Source organism: Candidatus Poribacteria bacterium (assembly GCA_009839745.1).
Lineage (GTDB): Bacteria > Poribacteria > WGA-4E > WGA-4E > WGA-3G > WGA-3G.
This window is the reverse complement of record VXPE01000079.1, coordinates 37252-56808: the sequence shown is the minus strand read 5'-3', so window position 1 is coordinate 56808 and position 19557 is coordinate 37252. Positions and strand designations below refer to the sequence as shown.

Below are 19557 nucleotides of genomic sequence, written 5' to 3'. Positions count from 1 at the left end.
GTCTCTCAGTTAGCCTAAGTGGACAGGTAGCCCCGTTTCAAGGGATTCGTTGGCAGCGATAGATAAAATAGCGGTTTTGGCGGCATCGGGATAAGGGGATCGGATTGCGCTGCCATCGCCTGTGCGGACTGCTTGAATAAAAGTGCTGTCCATATCAATTGTGCAATTGTTTTGTGGATTCCACGTGGTTGTCTCATCAGCAGTAGAGAGCACCAACGCGCTACGGAGATGGTATTCGAGCGAACCGTCCTCACAGAAGATGTCTAAACCGGAACGCCGCATCCCGTTCGTTGTAAAGCAGGCGGAAAACATAACACCGAAGACACCACTCTCGAAGTGTAATGAGACAGCGGAGGCTTCCTCAATATCGTAATCGGTATTCGGGATCATATCGTTGCGTGCGACAGCATAGACGGTTTTGACTTCACCGAAGAGGTATCTCGCCATATCAAATTCGTGTGTCGTCTGTTCCATGAGCTGCCCCCCGGATTTCGCCTTCTCGCGCCACCATCCACCAGGCATACCACCCATCCAATATCCCATGAAAAATCCGACGCGTCGAGAAGCGAGAAGTTCTTGTGCCTTATCGATAATATCAAGATACCGTTCCTGATACCCGGTCGCGGTGATGATCCCTTTTTCTTCGACTTCAGCTGCGATCTCTTTCGCTTCACTGGTGTCCATGTGCACTGGCTTCTCTACAAACATCGGCAGTCCAGCAGCAATGACAGCACGCTCAGGGGCACCATGGGCAAACGGCGGAATTGAAACATAAACGGCATCCAATTCCTCGCTCGCGAGCATTTGATTATAGTCTGCGTAGGCTTTACCACCGTATTGGGCAACAGCCTGCTCCGCTTTCTCAATGACAATATCACAGAAGGCGACGAATTTTGTGCCGCCAATTTCGGTTAATTCACGTAGGTGACGGTTCATGTTGCCACCCGTGCCGATAAAACCTAACCTAACGTCTGACATTTTTTTAAGTTTCCTTGCGGTTCGATGAAGTCGTTCGGGACTTTGATGTTTCCTTACGTAACGCCGCCTTCCATTTCATTACAGGCTACGTTTCGGATGCTATGAAATGTTGAGAAACGAACGGTTTATTAGAAAATATTGGGCAGGCACAAGACCTGCCCCTACAGTTTGTGATGTGTGTTTAACTGATAGCCGATAGGCATTAAAAAACGGAATTCTGTGCTGGCGTGAGCATGAGCGATGGCAGAACACCTATGAGTAATACGCCAATCGCTGCGAGGATTAACCCAACAACAAGTGTGCTTGGGTATGCGGTAAAGCTCAGTTCCTCTTCGGGTTCACGCATATACATCGTGACAACAACACGGAGATAGTAGAACGCCGATATCGCTGTATTGATGGCACCCACGATAACAAGCCAGATATGCCCTGCCTGAACTGCGGATTTGAAGACATAGAATTTTCCGACGAACCCGGCAGTCGGTGGAAAACCGGCGAGTGATAAAAGCATAATCGTCATAAACATAGCAAGTAACGGTTTTCGGAGACCGAGTCCGGCGTAATCGGAAATCATGAGACTCTCGCCGTCCTCTGTTTTCGCCAAGATGACCGCACCGAACGCACCGATGTTCATGACACAATAAACGAGTAGATAAAGCATCGCACTCGAAATTCCGTCGTTATTTGCAGCCGCCAAACCGATGAGCACGTAACCCGCATGGGCAATACTTGAATAAGCGAGCATCCGCTTGATGCTCGTCTGCGCAATGGCAATGACATTTCCGACAGTCATCGTTAACATCGCCAATACAATCACAACGCTACTCCACTCGACTTGCAGGCTTGGTAGGGCTTCCATGAAAATTCTGAGGAAGGCTGCGAACCCTGCCGCCTTTGGTCCGGCAGAGATAAACGCGGCTATCGTTGTGGGCGCGCCTTCGTAAACATCGGGTGCCCATTGGTGGAACGGAACAATAGCGACCTTAAACCCAAATCCAACGATCAGAAGGAACATGCCTGCTAACAACAGTGGCGATTTATTCGGGGCAGTAATTGCCTCAGCGATCGCGGGGACATTCGTCGTTCCTGCCCCCCCGTAAATCAGAGCGATCCCGTAAAGGAAAAATGCACTGGCAAACGCGCCGAGCAACAGGTATTTCATGCCCGCTTCGCTTGACGCAGGATTATCTCGAAAGTAGCCTGCCAACACATACAACGATAACGACATCAGTTCCAATCCGAGGAAGACAATAATCAACTCATTGCCCGCAGCCATCAACATCATACCGAGGGTCGCCAGCAGAATCAGTAGGTAGTAAGGTCCCTGTTTTCTGTCATCCCTGCTCAAATAACTCATCGAAATCAAAGCGACCAAAATCGTCGAAACAAGGAAAATGATGTTGAAGAAGAGGGAGAAATTATCCACCTTAAACATGTCGTTGAACTGGGTGCCCACAGTGCCTGCTTGGTGCATCTGGATAGAGACCCATAGTGCAATTCCAGCGCCAACGATCGTCATCCAGCCGAGAATCGCTTTTGAAATAGAGTCGAACAGGTCAAAAACGAGGACGATGAGCAGTGTTAAAGTGATAATCAGCTCCGGCATCAGTAATTGCCAGTTAATCTCTATTGGCATTCGAAATCTCCTTTTTAATTTTACCTTGCGGAAGAACGACGCTGTTAGAAATTTGACGGTTTTTTCCCAACATCCGCCTGCGCCGTTGTTGCAGGCTACGGTTTATGATGTCTCCAAACATCTGCGCGTAATCGAATGGAGTGCAGCACAAAAAACCGATAACTGATAACCACTACAGGAACACAAACGTTACAATCACAAAGAGCGGGACTAAAATTACTACCGACCAGAGCATATATCCGAAGAAACTCGGCATACGGATACCGCTTTGTTCCGCGATTGCCTTCACCATGAAATTCGGAGCATTACCGATATAGGTATTTGCCCCCATAAACACCGCTCCAACAGATATAGCTGTTAGCAATTTGACGAACTCTAAGTGTTCGGGACCTGTCAATTGTCCAGACAAAATTTCCGGTATCATGGCTTCAGTGAGATGCAATTTCCCGAGTGCTGTGTTGAAAAAGGTCAAATAAGTCGGGGCATTATCTAAGAAACTCGACAGAATTCCAGTTATCCAGAAATAGTGCATCGGTTCTTTTATTGCCCCAATTAACCCACGTAACTCGCCGTTTTCACCCGCCTTTAGAATCGCTAACGCCGGAATAATGGTCATAAAGATACCGGCGAATACTTTGGCGACCTCTTCAATCGGCTCCCACGAAAACTCATTCGCCTGACGCAACTTACCACTGAAGGGTGTGAACCTGAGAGATAACAGACCCATGACGACAATCAATACATCGCGGGTAATATTCTGCCAGTATACATGGACACCAAAGATATTGACTTCTCCCCACTTGAAACTACCACTCATTAAGACAGCAGCGACGATGCCGAGGAGGAAGACGAGATTGAAAAGTCCATCTACACGGATTGGTTCGTTGGTACCATCATCTGGCACGACACCGCCTTCCCGTTTAAACATGAATGTGTCTAACACAAAGAAAAGCACAATTAAGATCACACTGATAAACAGCATGTGCGGAAAGAGAGCCGTCGTTGTCCAGAAGAAAGGGACGTTGTGCAAGAATCCCAAAAACAGCGGCGGGTCGCCCAAGGGTGTTAAAGAACCTCCGATGTTACTTACGAGAAAGATAAAGAAGATGACCAGATGGACCTTGCTTTGCCGATACGCGTTTGCTCGAATGAGGGGACGGATGAGAAGCATCGACGCGCCTGTTGTGCCGACCCATGAGGCGATAGCAGTGCCGATAAGGAGTAAGAACGTGTTAACCAAGGGCGTGCCACGTAATGTCCCACGCACGAGAATTCCACCCGCGACCGTGAACAATCCCCATAACAGAATAATAAACGGGATATAGTCTATCAGGTAGATATGCAGAATGTCGTAAAACGCTTCTCCTTGAAACGCTATGAGATACGGAATAGCGAAGGCTAACGCCCAAACCAATGACATTTTGCCGCCGTGGTGGACCAGGAAATGAGAATCCAACACGAGTGGAAAAATCGCAATAGAGAGGAGTATACCAACAAACGGGATAATACTCCAGATAGGCAATTTTGCACCGTCTACGCCATGCCCGTGGTGTGCATCACCGCCATGTGCGTCGTCTGCTCCGAAGGAACCCCCCACTGAAACTAACAGCGCAATCCCTAAAATTACACAAAAAATAAGACCGGATGTGAGTTTAAACTTCATTTATGATCGAGAGTCGCGATTCGGAGATCGCTCCTACTGCTCTGCCTCCTTTTCAATCTTTTCACGTTGGACGCGCTGTGTTCCGTGTAGAGCGAGTTCAGTGTCTTGTTGTATCCGTTCTCCCGCGCGTCCGATAGCAGGTTCAGTTTGCACCTGCGTCACGACAAGGCCTACGGATTTCTCCATCTTATTCAAGAAAGGTTTCGGATAAACGCCGATCCAGACGATGAACAGCAATATGGGGAGCATCACAACGATTTCACGTGCGTTCAGGTCAGGTAAGGCTTCATTTGTCTTATCCAGTGTCCCAAACATCACGCGTTGGAACATCCATAGCATATACACGGCTGCGAGAATTACACCCCCAGTTGCCAGAACTACATATATTTTTGAGAAGGCTCCCTGAACAAAACTACCGAGCAGTATCATATATTCGCCAACGAATCCATTCAAACCCGGTAGCCCAATTGAGGATAGCGTCACCACCATAAAAATTGTAGCAAAGATAGGCATACGCTTCGCCAAGCCTCCGAAATCCACAATCATCCTGCTGTGTCGTCGTTCATAAATCATTCCGACCAAAAGGAACAACGCGCCCGTGCTCAAGCCGTGATTAATCATCTGTAAGACGCTGCCTTGAATACCGGCGGGATTTTTAGAAAACAACCCCAACACCACAAATCCAAGGTGGCTTACACTGGAATATGCGACCAGTTTTTTCAGATCGGGTTGGACCATCGCCACCAATGCCCCGTAAATAATGCCTATGACAGCGAGCGGGACGATCAATGGCGTGAATTCAGCCGCTGCATCAGGAAAGAGGGGTAGGCAAAATCGGATGATGCCATAGGTTCCCATCTTCAGCAGCACCCCGGCAAGGATTACACTTCCCGCCGTGGGGGCTTCAACGTGGGCATCTGGTAGCCACGTATGGAAGGGAAAAAGCGGAACCTTAATGGCAAATGCAATGAAAAATGCCAAGAACAATAGATGTGAATGTTCAAACGGACCGCTGAGCGTCGTGAGGTCGAAACTGTTGTTGTTTTGGAAATAGAGTGCCAAGATACCAACCAACATGAGGGCACTGCCTGCCATTGTGTAAAGCACAAACTTCACAGTGGCATAAATTCGGCGTTCTCCCCCCCAAATACCGATGAGGAAGTACATCGGAATCAACATCGACTCCCAAAATACGAAAAAGAGGAACAGGTCCAAGGCACAGAAGACACCCAACATCCCGGTCTCAAGAGCAAGGAGCGACATCATAAAACCGCTGAGCCCTTTCTCAATCGAGTTCCATGCGGCAAGGATACATAGCGGTGTCAGGAAAGTTGTAAGCAACACTAACCATAGCGATATACCATCGATGCCGATGTGGTAGCTTGTCCCTAAACCGGGGATCCACGCCTGCTGTGTGACGTTTTGGAACGTTGCAGTCGTTGTGTCGAACCCGGTATAAAGCCCCAACGAGACAATAAACGTCAGGAGTCCAATGACAAGTGCAGTGCCTTTGACAGCAGATGCCCCGAGTCCTCTGAGCAACGCGATCGCTATCACGCCGAGTAATGGTAAAAAGATGACTGTTGAGAGTAGCAAAAAAATCTCCTTTTTAATGGTTATCGGCTAAAAGAATAAATCATCGCCTAAAGAAATTTTTCCAGAACTACGCCGAAGGAAAAAACCAAAAAAGTTTTCCCAAATTGCGCTGCAGACACTGCCCGCCCCTGGGGTCCCTAAAAGGAAACCGCGTAGGGGTGACAGGTCTATACAAAAAACAGATAGTATGCAAGGAATAACACTATGCCGAGAACCATTGATACAATGTAGGCTTGGACAATTCCTGTCTGGAAGCGGCGCAACGTTCCGCCAATAAATCGGATAATAGAGCCTACACCGTTGACGATTCCATCAATAATGCCGTTATCTACAATCCGCCAGAGTAGGTAATGAGAACCGTTTTTAATCGGTTGCACAATGAGTGCGTTGTATACCTCATCAACATAGTACTTGTTCGCAAGAAGTTTGTGTAGGGCATTTGTCGGTTCATCGGATGGGGTCCTGTCGCGATAACGCGACCATGCAAACGCAATGCCTGCCAAACCGACTACAGATGAAATCACCATGAACAAGATCATATTACCCGATGCGTCATGGTGTGCCTCTGGAAATACACTCTTTGTGAAGTGGTGGAGCCAACTGTCATGTCCACCCCAGCCTAAAAGTAAGCCGATTAAGGCAGAAGGAATCGCCAGGATTGCCAGGGGTACCCACATGACAGGTGGCGATTCGTGAAGATGCGAAGCAACTTCAGGTTCAACACGAGATTCACCATAAAACGTCACAAAGATTAGTCGGAACATATAAAATGCTGTCAAAAATGCCGTGATTAAACCGATGACGTAAATAATAGGCGAACTTCCCCATGCACTGTGCAAGATTTCATCTTTGCTCCAGAAACCGCTTAGAAATGGAAACCCCGCAATAGCAAGCGCCCCCACTAAAAAGGTCCAGTGCGTTATCGGCATCTTTGCTTTTAAGCCGCCCATCTTCCGCATATCCAATTCATTCGCCATCGCGTGCATTACACTGCCAGCGGTAAGGAACATCAATCCTTTAAAGAAAGCATGCGTTACTAAATGGAAGATGCCAGAAGCGTAGGCTCCAACACCGACACCCAAGAACATATAGCCGAGTTGGCTTACAGTGGAATAGGCGAGGATACGTTTTATGTCGTTCTGGGTAAGTGCTATTGTTGCGGCGAAGAAGGCAGTCAAAACCCCAATCCACGCGACCACTTCGCCGGTATGTGCTATATTATAAAGCACAGCCGATCGAGCTATCATATATACACCCGCTGTCACCATTGTAGCGGCGTGAATCAATGCACTGACAGGTGTGGGACCTTCCATTGCGTCTGGAAGCCATACATAGAGCGGAATCTGCGCCGATTTACCTATCGCGCCAACGAAGAGTAGCAACGTCGCAATTACGAGGGTACTGGCACCAAAGACTTTCTGAAAGTTATCTGCCTCAGCGGCATCGAATATCGACGCGAAATCGAGGGTTCCGAACGCAGCAAACAGAGTAAACATACCCAGCAAGAATCCGAAGTCGCCGATCCGGTTCACGATGAAAGCCTTTTTTCCAGCATCCGTTGCCGTTTGCTTCTCATACCAGAATCCTATGAGGAGATATGAGCAGAGTCCAACGCCTTCCCATCCGACGAACATCATCAGATAGTTGTTTCCGAGAACCAAGATCAGCATTGCAAAGACGAATAGGTTCAGATAGGCAAAATAGCGTGTATATCCTGCATCGCCATGCATGTAGCCAATCGAATAGACGTGGATGAGAAACCCGACACCCGTAATCACTAACAACATCACTGACGTTAGTGCGTCCACGCGGAACCCGATATTGAAAGCGAACGACTCGCCTGTAATCCATTCATACAGGGTTTCATCGAACGGGGCGGCACCGCCGTGCAAACTGGCAAAAGCGATAATCGAACAGACTAAAGAGATAAGCACTGCAAGCGAACCTATCCACCCACTCAGTTGCTCGTTCCCTTTTAGCCCCTTATTTTCTGCAAGTCCTAATAACCCGTTAATCAGAAACCCAACAAGTGGGGCAGCTAACAGGACAACAATTAATTCTATTGTCATTTTTTATCCTTCTATGGGTTCGAGGTATTCAGTAAGAGATTTCTGACGCACATCGGAATCTTCTTGAACGGATAGCCAATTTTGCTTAGCCCTTCAACGAATTAACTTCATCCACATTAATCGTCTGTCGATGTTTGAAGACGCTCACGATAATTGCGAGTCCAATCGCGACCTCAGCAGCGGCGACGGTCATAACAAAGAAAACGAACACCTGTCCCGTTGCCTCACCGAGACTCCGACTGATTGCTACAAAGGCGAGGTTCGCCGCATTCAGCATCAGTTCGATACACATAAAGATGATGATAGCGTTTCTGCGGATGAGGACCCCGATGACTCCCGTTGTAAACAGGAGTGCACTCAAGACGAGATAATACTCTAATGACATTTTTTAATTATGTACTCCTGGACACCGCTCCATTACATTACGCGGTGGTTTCCGGTTAATTCCGACCGGGTCTGGGTTAAAGTAGTTGCCAAGAAATAGTTGTGGCAATCGCAATCGTTTTCTCTTGCTATACGCGAGGGATTGACCGCTGACAACGATTCTTTATTCAATTTTCTTCTTGACTATCGCGTTTGACCAAGACGATAACGCCAATCAATGCCGCCAACAAGATAAGTGAAGTAACCTCAAACGGTAAGAGGTACTTGCTGAACAGGAGCTCACCAATGTCGTAAGTGGTTGTCGTTATCGCTGCAGGTTCTGCTGATGCCACTGCGGTGTCATTCAGGGCATTCACTGCGATGTAGATACCTTCGGCGGCAAAAAGGATGCCTAAAATAATAGCGAATCCCTTCAGTTTCGTTCCAATCGCCCCTTTCGCCGAGAGGGTCCCCAAGTTCAAGAGCATAATCACAAAGAGGAACAGGACCATAATCGCGCCGGCGTAGACGATGACTTGGACAGCCGCGACGAAATGTGCGCCGAGCAGGACGAAAAGTCCCGCTTGTGCGAAGAACGTTACAATGAGCGAAAGCGCGCTATAAATCGGATGTCGAAACGAGATAACAGCAATCGCGCCAATCAGCGAGACCCCTCCAAAGAGAATAAATAGAATCTGTTCTGCATTCATAAGCATGCCTCCTATTCTATTGCGTCGAGAGCGGACGGTGTGAGCCGGTTGTCGCTATCTTGGATTGCCGGCTTAGGTGTCTTCATTACAAGGAGACTTGCGACAATAGATACAACAATAAACGCGGAGACGACATTACCAATACCCACGATGAGGCGAGAGTTGGTCGTTATCCATAAAATGCCGGTTACGACAATTGAAGTCAAGGCGACAGGCAACAGGAATTTCCAACCGAAGTTCATGAGTTGGTCGTAGCGGAACCGCGGGAGCGTCCAACGCACCCAAATAAACACGAACAGGAAAATCGCTGTTTTGACAAAAAAGATACCGAACGAGATCAGTCCGCTCCATACAGGGCCGCCCATATTTTCTAAACCGAAGAAATGCCATCCTCCTAAGAAGAGCGTCACTGTCACGGCAGACCCGACGATCATGTTCATATATTCAGCCATAAAAAACATTGCGAATTTCATGCTACTGTATTCGGTGTGATAGCCTGCGACCAGTTCCTGTTCTGCTTCAGCGAGATCAAAGGGCAATCGGTTGGTTTCTGCGAACATCGCCGTTGTAAACGCCAGAAATGCCGGAAAGTGAATCAGGAAATTCCACTGCCACGGATAGGCACCTTGTTCTACTGCGATTGTCCGAAGACTGAGAGAACTCGTTAGCATCAATATTCCGATAATACCCAATCCGAGTGTTAGTTCGTAACTAATCATCTGTGCAGAAGAGCGTAACCCGCCCAGAAGGGAATACTTGTTATTAGATGCCCACGCCCCGAGCACAACACCATAGACGCCAAGAGACGTTATCGCCAATATATAGAGGATACCGATGTTGATATCTGCAATCTGGAGCGGTATTTCATGCCCAAATACCGTAATAGCACTCCCAAATGGCACGACTGCGACCGCCATAAATGCTGGGACTAACAACATCGCGGGTGCCATCACATACAGCGGCTTATCCACGTGATCTGGGATGAGGTCCTCTTTAAACAGGAACTTAAGCCCATCTGCGATAGGTTGGAGGAGGCCTTGGGGGCCAACCCGGTTGGGTCCCAACCGATCCTGCATCCATCCGCTCACCCGTCGTTCCGCCCAGATCATTATCATCACACCAATAAGCAGCAGATGGACAATGATGAGAATCTTGACGATTGAACTGATGATTAAAACGAGAGGGAAATTTTCCATATTTTAATTTTACCTTGCGGAGGAACAACAGACGTTTCGACTTTAACGTGCGTCCCTCGTATCCGCCTGCGCCGTTGTTGCAGGCTCCGGGTTTTGGTGCTATCCTAAGAAGCAACGGTATTAGACGAAAACCTCTTAACTGATAACCGATAACTGACAACTGACAACTATTCTGCTAACTTAATCCCAGCATCTCCAATTTTTTGATGTGTTGCATCAGCATAACCCGTTACATTCTCAGCGATTTCCAGTGCGATTTCACCAGCAAAGTGATAGTTCATCTCACCGCCCAACTGCTTGGCAAGCTGCTGCGTAATTTCCCAATCCACACGTGCTTCGCCCGGCGGATCAAGCGTCTTACGAATCCGCTGCACCCATCCTGTAGAGTTGGTGAAGGTGCCATCTTTCTCTGCGAAGGTTGTTCCTGGTAGGACGACATCGGCGAACTGGGTTACTTCTGAAGGCAAAACATCTTGCACAATAAGGAAATCGACGCTCTCCAATGCAGCTTTTTCAGCATCTTCAAGGGGACGTTCCGGTGCACCACTCACGAGGTAGACGACTTTGGCACTCGATACCTTTTCCCAAAGCGCATCACCCTCTAAAACGGTGTTGCCATTCGCAGAACCGAGTATCGTTCGTGCCCCTGCCGTGTTTGGATTCTTGTCGGCTTCAATTGTAAATTGTGGGAACTTGTGTTCTTCACCGGGCAGATGCCCAAAGAGTCCCAACTGCGTTGTTTTCAGGACATCATGCGCGAACTGCTGTAAGACGTAGTTGTCTTCATTGGTGCCCTGTGCAGAGCCGATAACAACACTATCTTCGGTTTCTATTTCCGACAATTTTTCTGTAATCGTGGCTAAGGCATCTGCCCAATGTGTTGGCGTGAGAACGTCGTCAACCCGTTTAAGGGGAAGTTGGAGCCGGTCATCGCTGTTGACATAGTGGTAACCGAGGCGACCATCGTCGCACATCCAATGTTGGTTGATGTCTTCGTGGAAGCGCGGCTTGAGTCTGTAAACACCGTCGGCTTTATATTCTACGGTGATATTGCAACCGACGCTACATCCTGAACAGACGCTGTTCGCTTTCTCCAAGAACCATGGACGCGACTTAAACAGGAAGTCTTTGCTAATCAATGCCCCAACAGGACAGATATCAACAACATTCCCTGCCAATTTGTTATCCAGGACCTGCAAGGGAACACCCTCGTGGCTGCGTGGGATATCAATTTCATCGTGGGAGCCGCGGTGAACTAAGCCTAATTCGCCCGTTCCGGAAACCTCGTCAGCAAATCGGATACACCGGGTACAGACAACGCAGCGTGTCGCGTAGAGCAATACATCAGGCCCCAAGTCTTTCTTAGGTGGAACATTTTTGACCTCAAGATAGCGACTCTTATCATATCCATGTCGATGCGAGTAGTCTTGCAAATCACACTCACCAGCCTGATCACAGACGGGGCAATCAAGTGGGTGATGCACAAGCAGAAATTCCAATATGTCCGCGCGTGCCTTTTTGACGCGCTCGCTATCTGTGCGAACAATAAAGTCGTATTTCCCATCAAGTTTCCTATCGGGGGGTGCTGTTCTCAGCACCGTGGTACACCCGGTTGCGAGTTGTCGATCCGGGACAATTGCGCCAGCGGGTGGAAAGAAAACATGCGGTTCAACGAGACACATTCTGCAGTTTGCAGGACGGCTCAACCCTGGGTGATAACAGTAGTGAGGAACTTCAATACCGTGTTGCCTGGCTGCCTCGACTACATTCGTTCCATCTTCAACCTCTATCTCAAGGTCATTCAGTTTAACAAATGCCATTTTTTAATTTTTCCTTATAGGTCAGCGAACTCCTTCGGAATAAACCGCTGTTGATACGCGTAATTTTCCTCCGGTGGGACAGTCGCTTCAGCAACAGGTAGAGTGACAAGTTTCCCTTCTCGGATAGCGGCTTCAAATTCGGGTCGGAACTTGCGCAGATAACTCACGGCGGGCCAGGAAACTGCGATGCCAAAGACACAAATCGTATTCCACGTCATTGTATCCACATTCGCAATGTTATTGGCGACACTTTCCAGCAACTCTAAGTCTTCGTAGATCTCTTCTGTCTCACCGGTATCCCCCCATCTACCATTTTCAGCAACACCGAATTTAGGACGTGTCATCGTGCTTTTTCGCCCATTTCCATCGGCGATACGTTGCACAATATCTCGCACCCACGGGGTTCCCCAGCGGCACGGCGTGCACTGCCCACAAGATTCATGTGCATAGAACTTCATGATATTGAGCAGGCAATCGACGATGTTCCGTGTCTCGTTCATGACAATGATGCCCCCGGAACCGAGCATTGACTTGGCAAGTGTGAGCGAAGTAAAATCCAGTCGCGTGTCCAACTCGTAGTGTGTTAAAATCGGGGCGGAACTCCCACCAGGGATAACTGCTTTCACCTCTTTGCCGCGTAGCCCCCCTGCGACCTCAATAAGTTCTGAACAGGTCAAACCGAGATCGAGTTCATAAACACCGGGTTCGTTAACATCACCACTGATGCAATAAAGTTTCGTGCCTGTGTTGGGGTCGGGTGTCGGCGGATTCGCGCGCGTATCGGCATACGTCGGTCCCATCTGGGTGTACCATTCAACGCCGTTGCCAATGATGAAGGGCAGATTACACAATGTCTCAACATTCTGGACGACGGTTGGTTTTCCAAATACGCCTTCAACAGCAGGGAACGGGGGTTTGTTCCGAGGTTGCCCACGTTTGCCCTCAAGCGATTCAATGAGTCCCGTCTCCTCGCCACAGATATAAGCACCGGCACCTGGGTGTGTATAAATGTCGATGTTGAGACCCGTGCCGCGGATGTCTTTGCCGAGGTATCCCTTCTCGTAAGCTTCCTTGATGGCGGCATCTAACATCTTTTTCCCGAGTGTGAATTCACCGCGAATGTAGACATAAGTCGTCTCGATGCCCATTGCATAGCAGCAAATCAGGATCCCCTCAATCAATAGGTGTGGATTCTTTTCCAAAACGTAGCGATTGCTAAACGTCCCTGGTTCACTTTCGTCGGCATTGCAACAGAGATAACACGGTTTTATGTCTCTCGGAACGAAACTCCATTTCAAGCCTGTCGAAAATCCGGCACCGCCTCTACCCTTCAACCCGGAATCCATCACCATTTTCGCAATATCGTCTGGTTGATATTCCGCGATTGCCTTTTCAAAACGGGTGTAGCCGTCGTATTGCCGAAACACATCGAACGTGTTAATATCAGGCACATCCAGATGCTCGTAGAGAATTCGTCTTTCTTCAACCATTTTTTAATTTATTACTCCTGGGCGTTGCTCCATTATATTACGCAACGGTTTCCAGTAAAGTTAGGAACCTTTCCAAACCTAAAGTAGGCTCTCCAACAGCCCCTGGGGGTCTAAACGTTTTTAATTCCCCTTTTTATAACTACTCTCCCGATAGATTGCCTAAGATTTCATCAATTTTTTCCGGGGTTAAATTCTTATACAAATCGTCATTCACCATGATAACAGGAGCAACATCACATGAGGCAAGACATTCCACTTTCATGAGCGTGAACTTCCGATCACGGGTTGTGCCTTTGGCGAGATTGGTTTCAGCAGCAACATCCGTGTCCAACTTCGTCTTAAGATGGTCCAAAACGCCTTTACAATCTCGCAATGCACAAGGAAGGGTATGACATACCCGAATGACGTATTCTCCTACCGGCTCCTCAAAGAACATCGGATAGAAAGTAACGACATCCTTGACCTTCATCACGGACACCTCGAGCTGCTCGGCGACATACTTCATGACGGCGGGCGTAATATATCCTGCCTGCCTTTGCGCGAGATGAAGGGTCGGAAGCATCGCCGCTTCTTTAACGGGGTACCGCCCTATCAAGGCGTCGAATTCACGTTGGTTTTCTTCATTAAACGCGAAAGGCGTTTCGATTTGAATGAGTTCATCTGACATATTTTTAATTTTCCTTGCGGTTAAAGGATGTGGTTTGTGCTTTGACGCTTTTCGCTCCAGAGCCGCCCTCCACTGCGTTTCGGGCTTGCGATCTTAGGCTCAGAAGAGAGATGTTAGGGGTATCAAAAACCCATCCATTAGACTGCCGCTACGAATGCCTCCTGTACTTTGCGAGGTAGTTGAATAAAAATGAAATAGGATTCCGGATATAAATAGTCTTCCAAAGACGCATCAATAACTCGAAGATACCCCGCACAAGCCGCTTCTGCATCAGGCAGAATTTGGTAGAATTTCCGCTTCTCTATGTCCTCACAGTCTCCATTTTCGATGCAAAGCCCGAATTGGGTTTCTAATAGTTTCTTTTTCATTTAAAAATGTTACGATTGTGTAACATTTAGTGTACAAAAGATATTCAGCAGAAACCCTTGTAACGACAAGGGTTTATCCATGTTTTTTTATCTGATTCTCCGTAGTAAAAAAAATAATTTGGCGAAAAGTGTAACATTCGAGTAACGACGGTTTCCTCTGCTACGGTGCCGCAGGCTAACAGCCTACGCTACATTAGTATTTTCCCCCAAACTGAATACGGTTGCCTTCTCGTGCTTTTCTAATAAACGGCAAAACGCTCTACCGGTTAGCACTTTCAAACAGCTATCTCCATTACTCTGTCATTTTCTGCAATTTCTATAGTGCTAACATCTACGGATAAACATCCTTCAATTGCTTCATAAATGTTTTCAAGTAATTCTTCAAAAGTGTCCCCTTGTGTAGCACAACCGACGATTGATGGCACTACTGCCCAATATCCGCCTTCTTCAGCTTTGTGGATAACAACTTTTAGTTTCATGGAATTTAATGCCACTCCCTTCAAAAATTGCTTTATCTATCTTTGCGAAAACTTCCAAAATCAATAGTTGCCGTAAAACTGAATACGGTTGCCTTCTGGATCGCGGATGTCGAAAATGGCCTGCCCATTTTCGTTCTCAAGTTTTCGTAATCGTTTCCCTTTCGATTTTATGTGCTGATGAATGGCACTGACGCTTTCAACGTGGAACATGAGTTTTTGTCTGCCTTCGTTGGGTTTGCTGGCACTATGGAGACACAACGTGCAATCACCTGCATTAAAACGGAAAAAGCGGTGTTCTGGGAACGGTTGATCTTCGTCAGGTGTCAATCCGATGACATCCCTGTAAAAGGCGATGACAGTTTTCATGTCTTTGACGAAAAGCATAATGCCGCTGAGATTTATTTCATTCTCTTTCATTCCATTCTCTCCATTTTAGCGGTCCAACTCCCCGGCAATAACATTCAGACTTCCCAAGACAGCCACGGTATCCGAAACCATTCCGCCCTCCAACATGTGGGGGAGTACTTGGAAGTGAAAGAAACTCGGTGGACGGATGCGGATGCGATAAGCCGTGCCGCTGCCATCACTGAGAATATAAAATCCGAGTTCGCCGTTCGGGGACTCGGTTGCACAATAATGCTCACCCTTTGGCGTTTCGACACCGTGTCCATCCATGACAACCTTAAAGTGATGGATTAAGCCCTCAATATGCCCATAAGCATCGGACTTATTCGGCATCGTGATCTTATTATTCTCAACGTTGACCGGTCCGTCAGGCATATTCTCCAAGACTTGGGTAACGATACCGCAACTCTGGATCATCTCCTCCATCCGGACCAGGTAGCGATCGTAGGCATCACCATTCGTTCCAACTGGCACATCAAATGTGACCTCATCGTAACTGGAATACGGTTCAGCCTTGCGTATATCATGGGCTACACCGGCGGCTCGAAGGCAGGGACCTGTTAATCCGTAGTTGATGGCATCATCGGCTGAAATGGGTCCGACCCCTTTCGTCCGATCCATCCAGATACGGTTTCGTGTGAGGAGCGTGTGTGTCTCCTTCAACGCCTTCGGGAAGTTATTGATGAATTCGCGTATATCTTCTTCACACCCGGCATAGAGATCGCGAAGCACACCGCCAATACGCGTGTAACTGGTCGTCAACCGTGCGCCAGTCGTCTTTTCAAAGATGCTATACAACTTCTCGCGTTCCCGGAAACTATAGAGGAATACAGAGAACGCCCCCAAGTCTAGGGCAGCGGTTCCCAACCATAAGAGGTGATCTGCGAGTCGTGAGAGCTCCGCCATCAATATACGGATGTATTGACACCGCTTTGGAACCTCAATGTCAAGCAACTGCTCGACGGCAAGCACATAACCGAAATTGTTAGACAACGGCGACAGATAGTTCATCCGGTCGGTTACAACAATGTACTGGTTGTAATCCAAGTGTTCACCGAGTTTCTCAAATCCGGTATGCAGGTAGCCGGCATGTGGTGTCGCCTTCAGAACGGATTCGCCATCAAGTTCTAACACAATGCGAAGGGTGCCATGCGTTGCCGGATGTTGCGGACCGAAGCTGAGAACCATCTTCTCACCTGTGGCGCGTTCCAGCCCACCTTGCATAAGATACTCCTTTTTTGTAGTTATCGGTTACAATAGTTATCGGTTGTCGGTTGTCGATTGTCGGTTAAGAGGGTTTCTTGTAACAATCTTCCCAAGTGTTGGAATATTCCAAGTTTTGGGTGAATTGTTAGCCAACGCCTCTTGTAACTGAACACCGAAAACTGAAAGAATTTTTGAAAAAATCTGAACCGAAAACTACTCCTCTGACAACCGTTTAGACATTCTGTTTATCAAAATTAAAGCGTTCGCGCTCACCACGTCCGCGGAGTGGATAATCCTTACGAAGCGGGTGTCCTTCAAAATCGTCCGGCATCAGGATCCGACGCAGATCGGGGTGTCCCTCAAAATTGATACCGAACATGTCGTAGGTCTCACGCTCCAACCAGTTTGCACCTTTCCACAATGCAGTCACGGATGGAATGCTTAAGTCACTTTCATGGACGGGCACCTTTACTCGGAGGCGACACTGTCCCTGATAGGAATAGAGCTGATAGACCACCATGAACCGCGCGTAGTCAAACTGCATCAACTCGGATTCCATCTGAGAATTGTCAACAGCGGTAACATCAACGAGAAAGGTATAGGCGAGTTCAGCATCCGTTTTCAGATACTCCAAAACGGCGTAAGCCTGTTCTTTACGAACAACAACGACGGCAGTGCCGCGCATTTCGTCCTGTGCCAAAAGAGCATCTGCGTGATGTTCCTCTAATTTTTCAAGGACGAGAGGTTTCGACTGTTCTTCAACTTCTTTCTCTTCATTCATACGACTGCCTCTACTCCCTTAGGTGAAGCACCACTGGTGATTTTCTGCTGCACCTGTATCACGGCATCAATGAGATCTTCGGGGCGTGGCGGGCATCCGGGTATATAAACATCCACGGGGATGAACTGATCAACGCCTTGGATGAGGGTATAGGTGTCAAACACGCCGCCGCAGGAAGCGCATGCCCCCATCGAAATCACCCACTTCGGATCCGGCATTTGGTCATAAATCCGTTTTAGCACCGGCATCATCTTGATGGAAATCCTGCCGGAAACGATGAGCAGATCCGATTGGCGGGGTGAAAAGCGGATCGCTTCAGAACCGAATCGAGAGAGGTCGTATTTGGAAGCCAAGGTCGCCATCATCTCAATGGCACAACACGCTGTTCCGAACGGCATGGGCCACAACGAATTCTTACGTCCCCAGTTGACAACCTTATCTATACTCGTTGTGATGATATTTCCATCCGTCTCTCCGACCCCGCGTCCAACAAAATCTAATCCCATGTTAAGCCTCCTTTCTTCCAAGCATAGATATAGCCGAGAAGAAGAATGCCGATAAACACCAGCATTTCAATTAAAATAAATAAACCACTCGTTTCAGAGAATTTCTTGAAGACCACTGCCCACGGGTAGAGGAACACCACCTCAATATCGAAGATGATAAAGAGCATCGCGACGAGGTCAAACCGGATTGTAAATCGTTGCCTTGCATCGCCAACGGGTTGGACACCAGATTCGTAAACGGAGAGTTTAACGCGGTTCGGGCGTTTGGGTCCAAGAATATGGGTTAGGGCGAGATTAATACCCGCAAAGAGGACTGCGAAGAGTCCCAACAACAAGATTGGAAGATAATCTATTAACATTGTTTCTAATCTACTTGGTTTCCCTCACCGAATTTTCGGGCAGGAAGTTTCCCAAACTTTTAAGTTTGGGAGGAATGCCCGCTCCTATAGTTAAAGTTAAGGCGTGTTAGCAATCTGAAATCAGACCGCTTTGCGTCCGTTGTTAATCGCTTGTTTCCTTCTAAGGTGTATATGGAAAACAAGCCTCTTGCGTTAATACCAGCAAGTCGCGTTAGACCATATTTGACATGTTTTATCAAAGTGTTTTTGATTAATCCTTTGCCTAATACAGTACCCCCCTGCCGTGAACGTTTCCGCCCTTTGGATTCTTGCTGTCTGTGCAATTCTCTGCGTTTTATCCGTATCGGTGATATACAGAAGATACTCGTATTATCGGGGATGCCTTCCCCACCGACAGCGTGATATGCTAAGCACCAACTATCAACGCAATGTGCCTCAAAAGTTTCTGCTAACTTTTTTGAGGACTTCTTGAGTCCAAGCCGATCGCGTATCTCTTTGGTTTTCCACCCTTGAGGTGTTCGCAGTTCCCACCGTTTTTCTATTTTCGTGTAAAACCACTGTTTACCGACTTCCAAAGGGCTAAACGACTGATTCCACTTCTTGGCACGTTGTAGGGTTCGTGCCTTAATATCTTCAACACAAACATGTGTGATAGGATAAAGTTTGGATAACCAATCAAGGATACGCAGTTTCCAATCCCATCTTGCGCGCGTGCCTGCGGGGATACGCTCTCTATTCGCAAGACGATTCGTTCTGTTCTTGCGATTTGGACATTTCCGTGAACGTCTACTCCTCCGCAACTCACGACGCTTTTCTACCTTCTTGCCGACCTTGTTATGGGCATCCGCTTGAACATTCAGATAGGTATGTCCCTCGCTTTTGACGGTAAAACCTTCCTTTTTACTGCCAGGGTCAACACCGACAGCAATCTCTTGGGTATGTTCTTTGGTTTCGTAGTTTAGGCGAATACAAAAGATACCATTAGACCAATAGGGTGTTGCTAACCCTTTCTTGATGAGCACCCCTGCTTTGTTAGGGTGTGTCGGCATTAATCGTTTGCCAGACTTGCTTGTTACAGGAACAAACATGGTTTGTAATCTCCCTTTCGGGTTGTATATTGCCCCTTCCAGATCGCAGTATCCAAGAGGAATCAGACGAGGGGAGTATCCGAAACATAGGTTTGGCTGCCACGCCAAGATACCACGATAGTTTACTGTAGAAAACCGTTTAACTTGTGGAGTGGACGCTTGGCGCGCTTCGCACAA

General features: G+C 47.8%; 19 protein-coding genes. All 19 read right to left on the bottom strand.

Annotation, left to right across the window (positions count from 1 at the left end):
• Positions 1-9: 9 nt before the first annotated feature.
• Positions 10-978, bottom strand: a complete 969-nt coding sequence (locus F4X88_13135; protein MYA57236.1) for a Gfo/Idh/MocA family oxidoreductase — start codon at positions 976-978, stop codon at positions 10-12.
• Between the two features lie 202 nt (positions 979-1180).
• Positions 1181-2608, bottom strand: coding sequence for an NADH-quinone oxidoreductase subunit N (locus tag F4X88_13130; protein MYA57235.1), 1428 nt, complete (start codon positions 2606-2608; stop codon positions 1181-1183).
• A 178-nt stretch (positions 2609-2786) separates the two neighbouring features.
• Positions 2787-4277: a sodium:proton antiporter gene (locus tag F4X88_13125; protein ID MYA57234.1), complete on the bottom strand. Its 1491-nt coding sequence runs from the start codon at positions 4275-4277 to the stop codon at positions 2787-2789.
• Between the two features lie 33 nt (positions 4278-4310).
• The gene (locus tag F4X88_13120; GenBank protein ID MYA57233.1) at positions 4311-5873 is read right to left on the bottom strand and encodes an NADH-quinone oxidoreductase subunit M; all 1563 of its coding nucleotides are present in this window, start codon (positions 5871-5873) and stop codon (positions 4311-4313) included.
• A gap of 167 nt (positions 5874-6040) precedes the next feature.
• Positions 6041-7942 carry an NADH-quinone oxidoreductase subunit L gene (nuoL, locus tag F4X88_13115; GenBank protein MYA57232.1) on the bottom strand — a complete coding sequence of 634 codons (1902 nt, stop codon included), beginning with the start codon at positions 7940-7942 and terminating at the stop codon, positions 6041-6043.
• A gap of 85 nt (positions 7943-8027) precedes the next feature.
• Complete coding sequence (gene nuoK / locus F4X88_13110; protein MYA57231.1) at positions 8028-8327, bottom strand: NADH-quinone oxidoreductase subunit NuoK; 300 nt, start codon at positions 8325-8327, stop codon at positions 8028-8030.
• A 166-nt stretch (positions 8328-8493) separates the two neighbouring features.
• A complete protein-coding gene (locus tag F4X88_13105) occupies positions 8494-9015 on the bottom strand; it encodes an NADH-quinone oxidoreductase subunit J (GenBank protein ID MYA57230.1) in 522 nt (173 codons plus the stop codon).
• An 11-nt stretch (positions 9016-9026) separates the two neighbouring features.
• Positions 9027-10211 (bottom strand): NADH-quinone oxidoreductase subunit NuoH, encoded by a 1185-nt coding sequence (gene nuoH, locus F4X88_13100; GenBank protein MYA57229.1) that lies wholly within the window; start codon positions 10209-10211, stop codon positions 9027-9029.
• 167 nt (positions 10212-10378) lie between these two features.
• Positions 10379-12031: a molybdopterin-dependent oxidoreductase gene (locus F4X88_13095; GenBank protein ID MYA57228.1), complete on the bottom strand. Its 1653-nt coding sequence runs from the start codon at positions 12029-12031 to the stop codon at positions 10379-10381.
• Positions 12032-12045: 14 nt separating this feature from the next.
• Positions 12046-13521 carry an NADH-quinone oxidoreductase subunit NuoF gene (nuoF, locus tag F4X88_13090; GenBank protein MYA57227.1) on the bottom strand — a complete coding sequence of 492 codons (1476 nt, stop codon included), beginning with the start codon at positions 13519-13521 and terminating at the stop codon, positions 12046-12048.
• A 139-nt stretch (positions 13522-13660) separates the two neighbouring features.
• Positions 13661-14188: an NAD(P)H-dependent oxidoreductase subunit E gene (locus F4X88_13085; protein MYA57226.1), complete on the bottom strand. Its 528-nt coding sequence runs from the start codon at positions 14186-14188 to the stop codon at positions 13661-13663.
• Positions 14189-14325: 137 nt separating this feature from the next.
• Positions 14326-14556, bottom strand: a complete 231-nt coding sequence (locus tag F4X88_13080) for a hypothetical protein (protein MYA57225.1) — start codon at positions 14554-14556, stop codon at positions 14326-14328.
• Between the two features lie 275 nt (positions 14557-14831).
• Positions 14832-15035: a type II toxin-antitoxin system HicB family antitoxin gene (locus F4X88_13075; protein MYA57224.1), complete on the bottom strand. Its 204-nt coding sequence runs from the start codon at positions 15033-15035 to the stop codon at positions 14832-14834.
• A 60-nt stretch (positions 15036-15095) separates the two neighbouring features.
• The gene (locus F4X88_13070; protein ID MYA57223.1) at positions 15096-15452 is read right to left on the bottom strand and encodes a hypothetical protein; all 357 of its coding nucleotides are present in this window, start codon (positions 15450-15452) and stop codon (positions 15096-15098) included.
• Positions 15453-15467: 15 nt separating this feature from the next.
• Entirely contained in the window at positions 15468-16664 is a 1197-nt protein-coding gene (nuoD, locus tag F4X88_13065) for an NADH dehydrogenase (quinone) subunit D (GenBank protein MYA57222.1), read from the bottom strand.
• A 214-nt stretch (positions 16665-16878) separates the two neighbouring features.
• On the bottom strand, positions 16879-17427 hold the full coding sequence (locus tag F4X88_13060; GenBank protein MYA57221.1) for an NADH-quinone oxidoreductase subunit C: 549 nt from the start codon (positions 17425-17427) through the stop codon (positions 16879-16881).
• A complete protein-coding gene (locus F4X88_13055; GenBank protein MYA57220.1) occupies positions 17424-17933 on the bottom strand; it encodes an NADH-quinone oxidoreductase subunit B in 510 nt (169 codons plus the stop codon). Before F4X88_13055 ends, F4X88_13060 begins: the two co-directional genes overlap by 4 nt.
• Entirely contained in the window at positions 17924-18292 is a 369-nt protein-coding gene (locus F4X88_13050) for an NADH-quinone oxidoreductase subunit A (GenBank protein ID MYA57219.1), read from the bottom strand. Before F4X88_13050 ends, F4X88_13055 begins: the two co-directional genes overlap by 10 nt.
• Positions 18293-18351: 59 nt before the next feature.
• Positions 18352-19380, bottom strand: coding sequence for a hypothetical protein (locus tag F4X88_13045; protein MYA57218.1), 1029 nt, complete (start codon positions 19378-19380; stop codon positions 18352-18354).
• Positions 19381-19557: the final 177 nt, after the last annotated feature.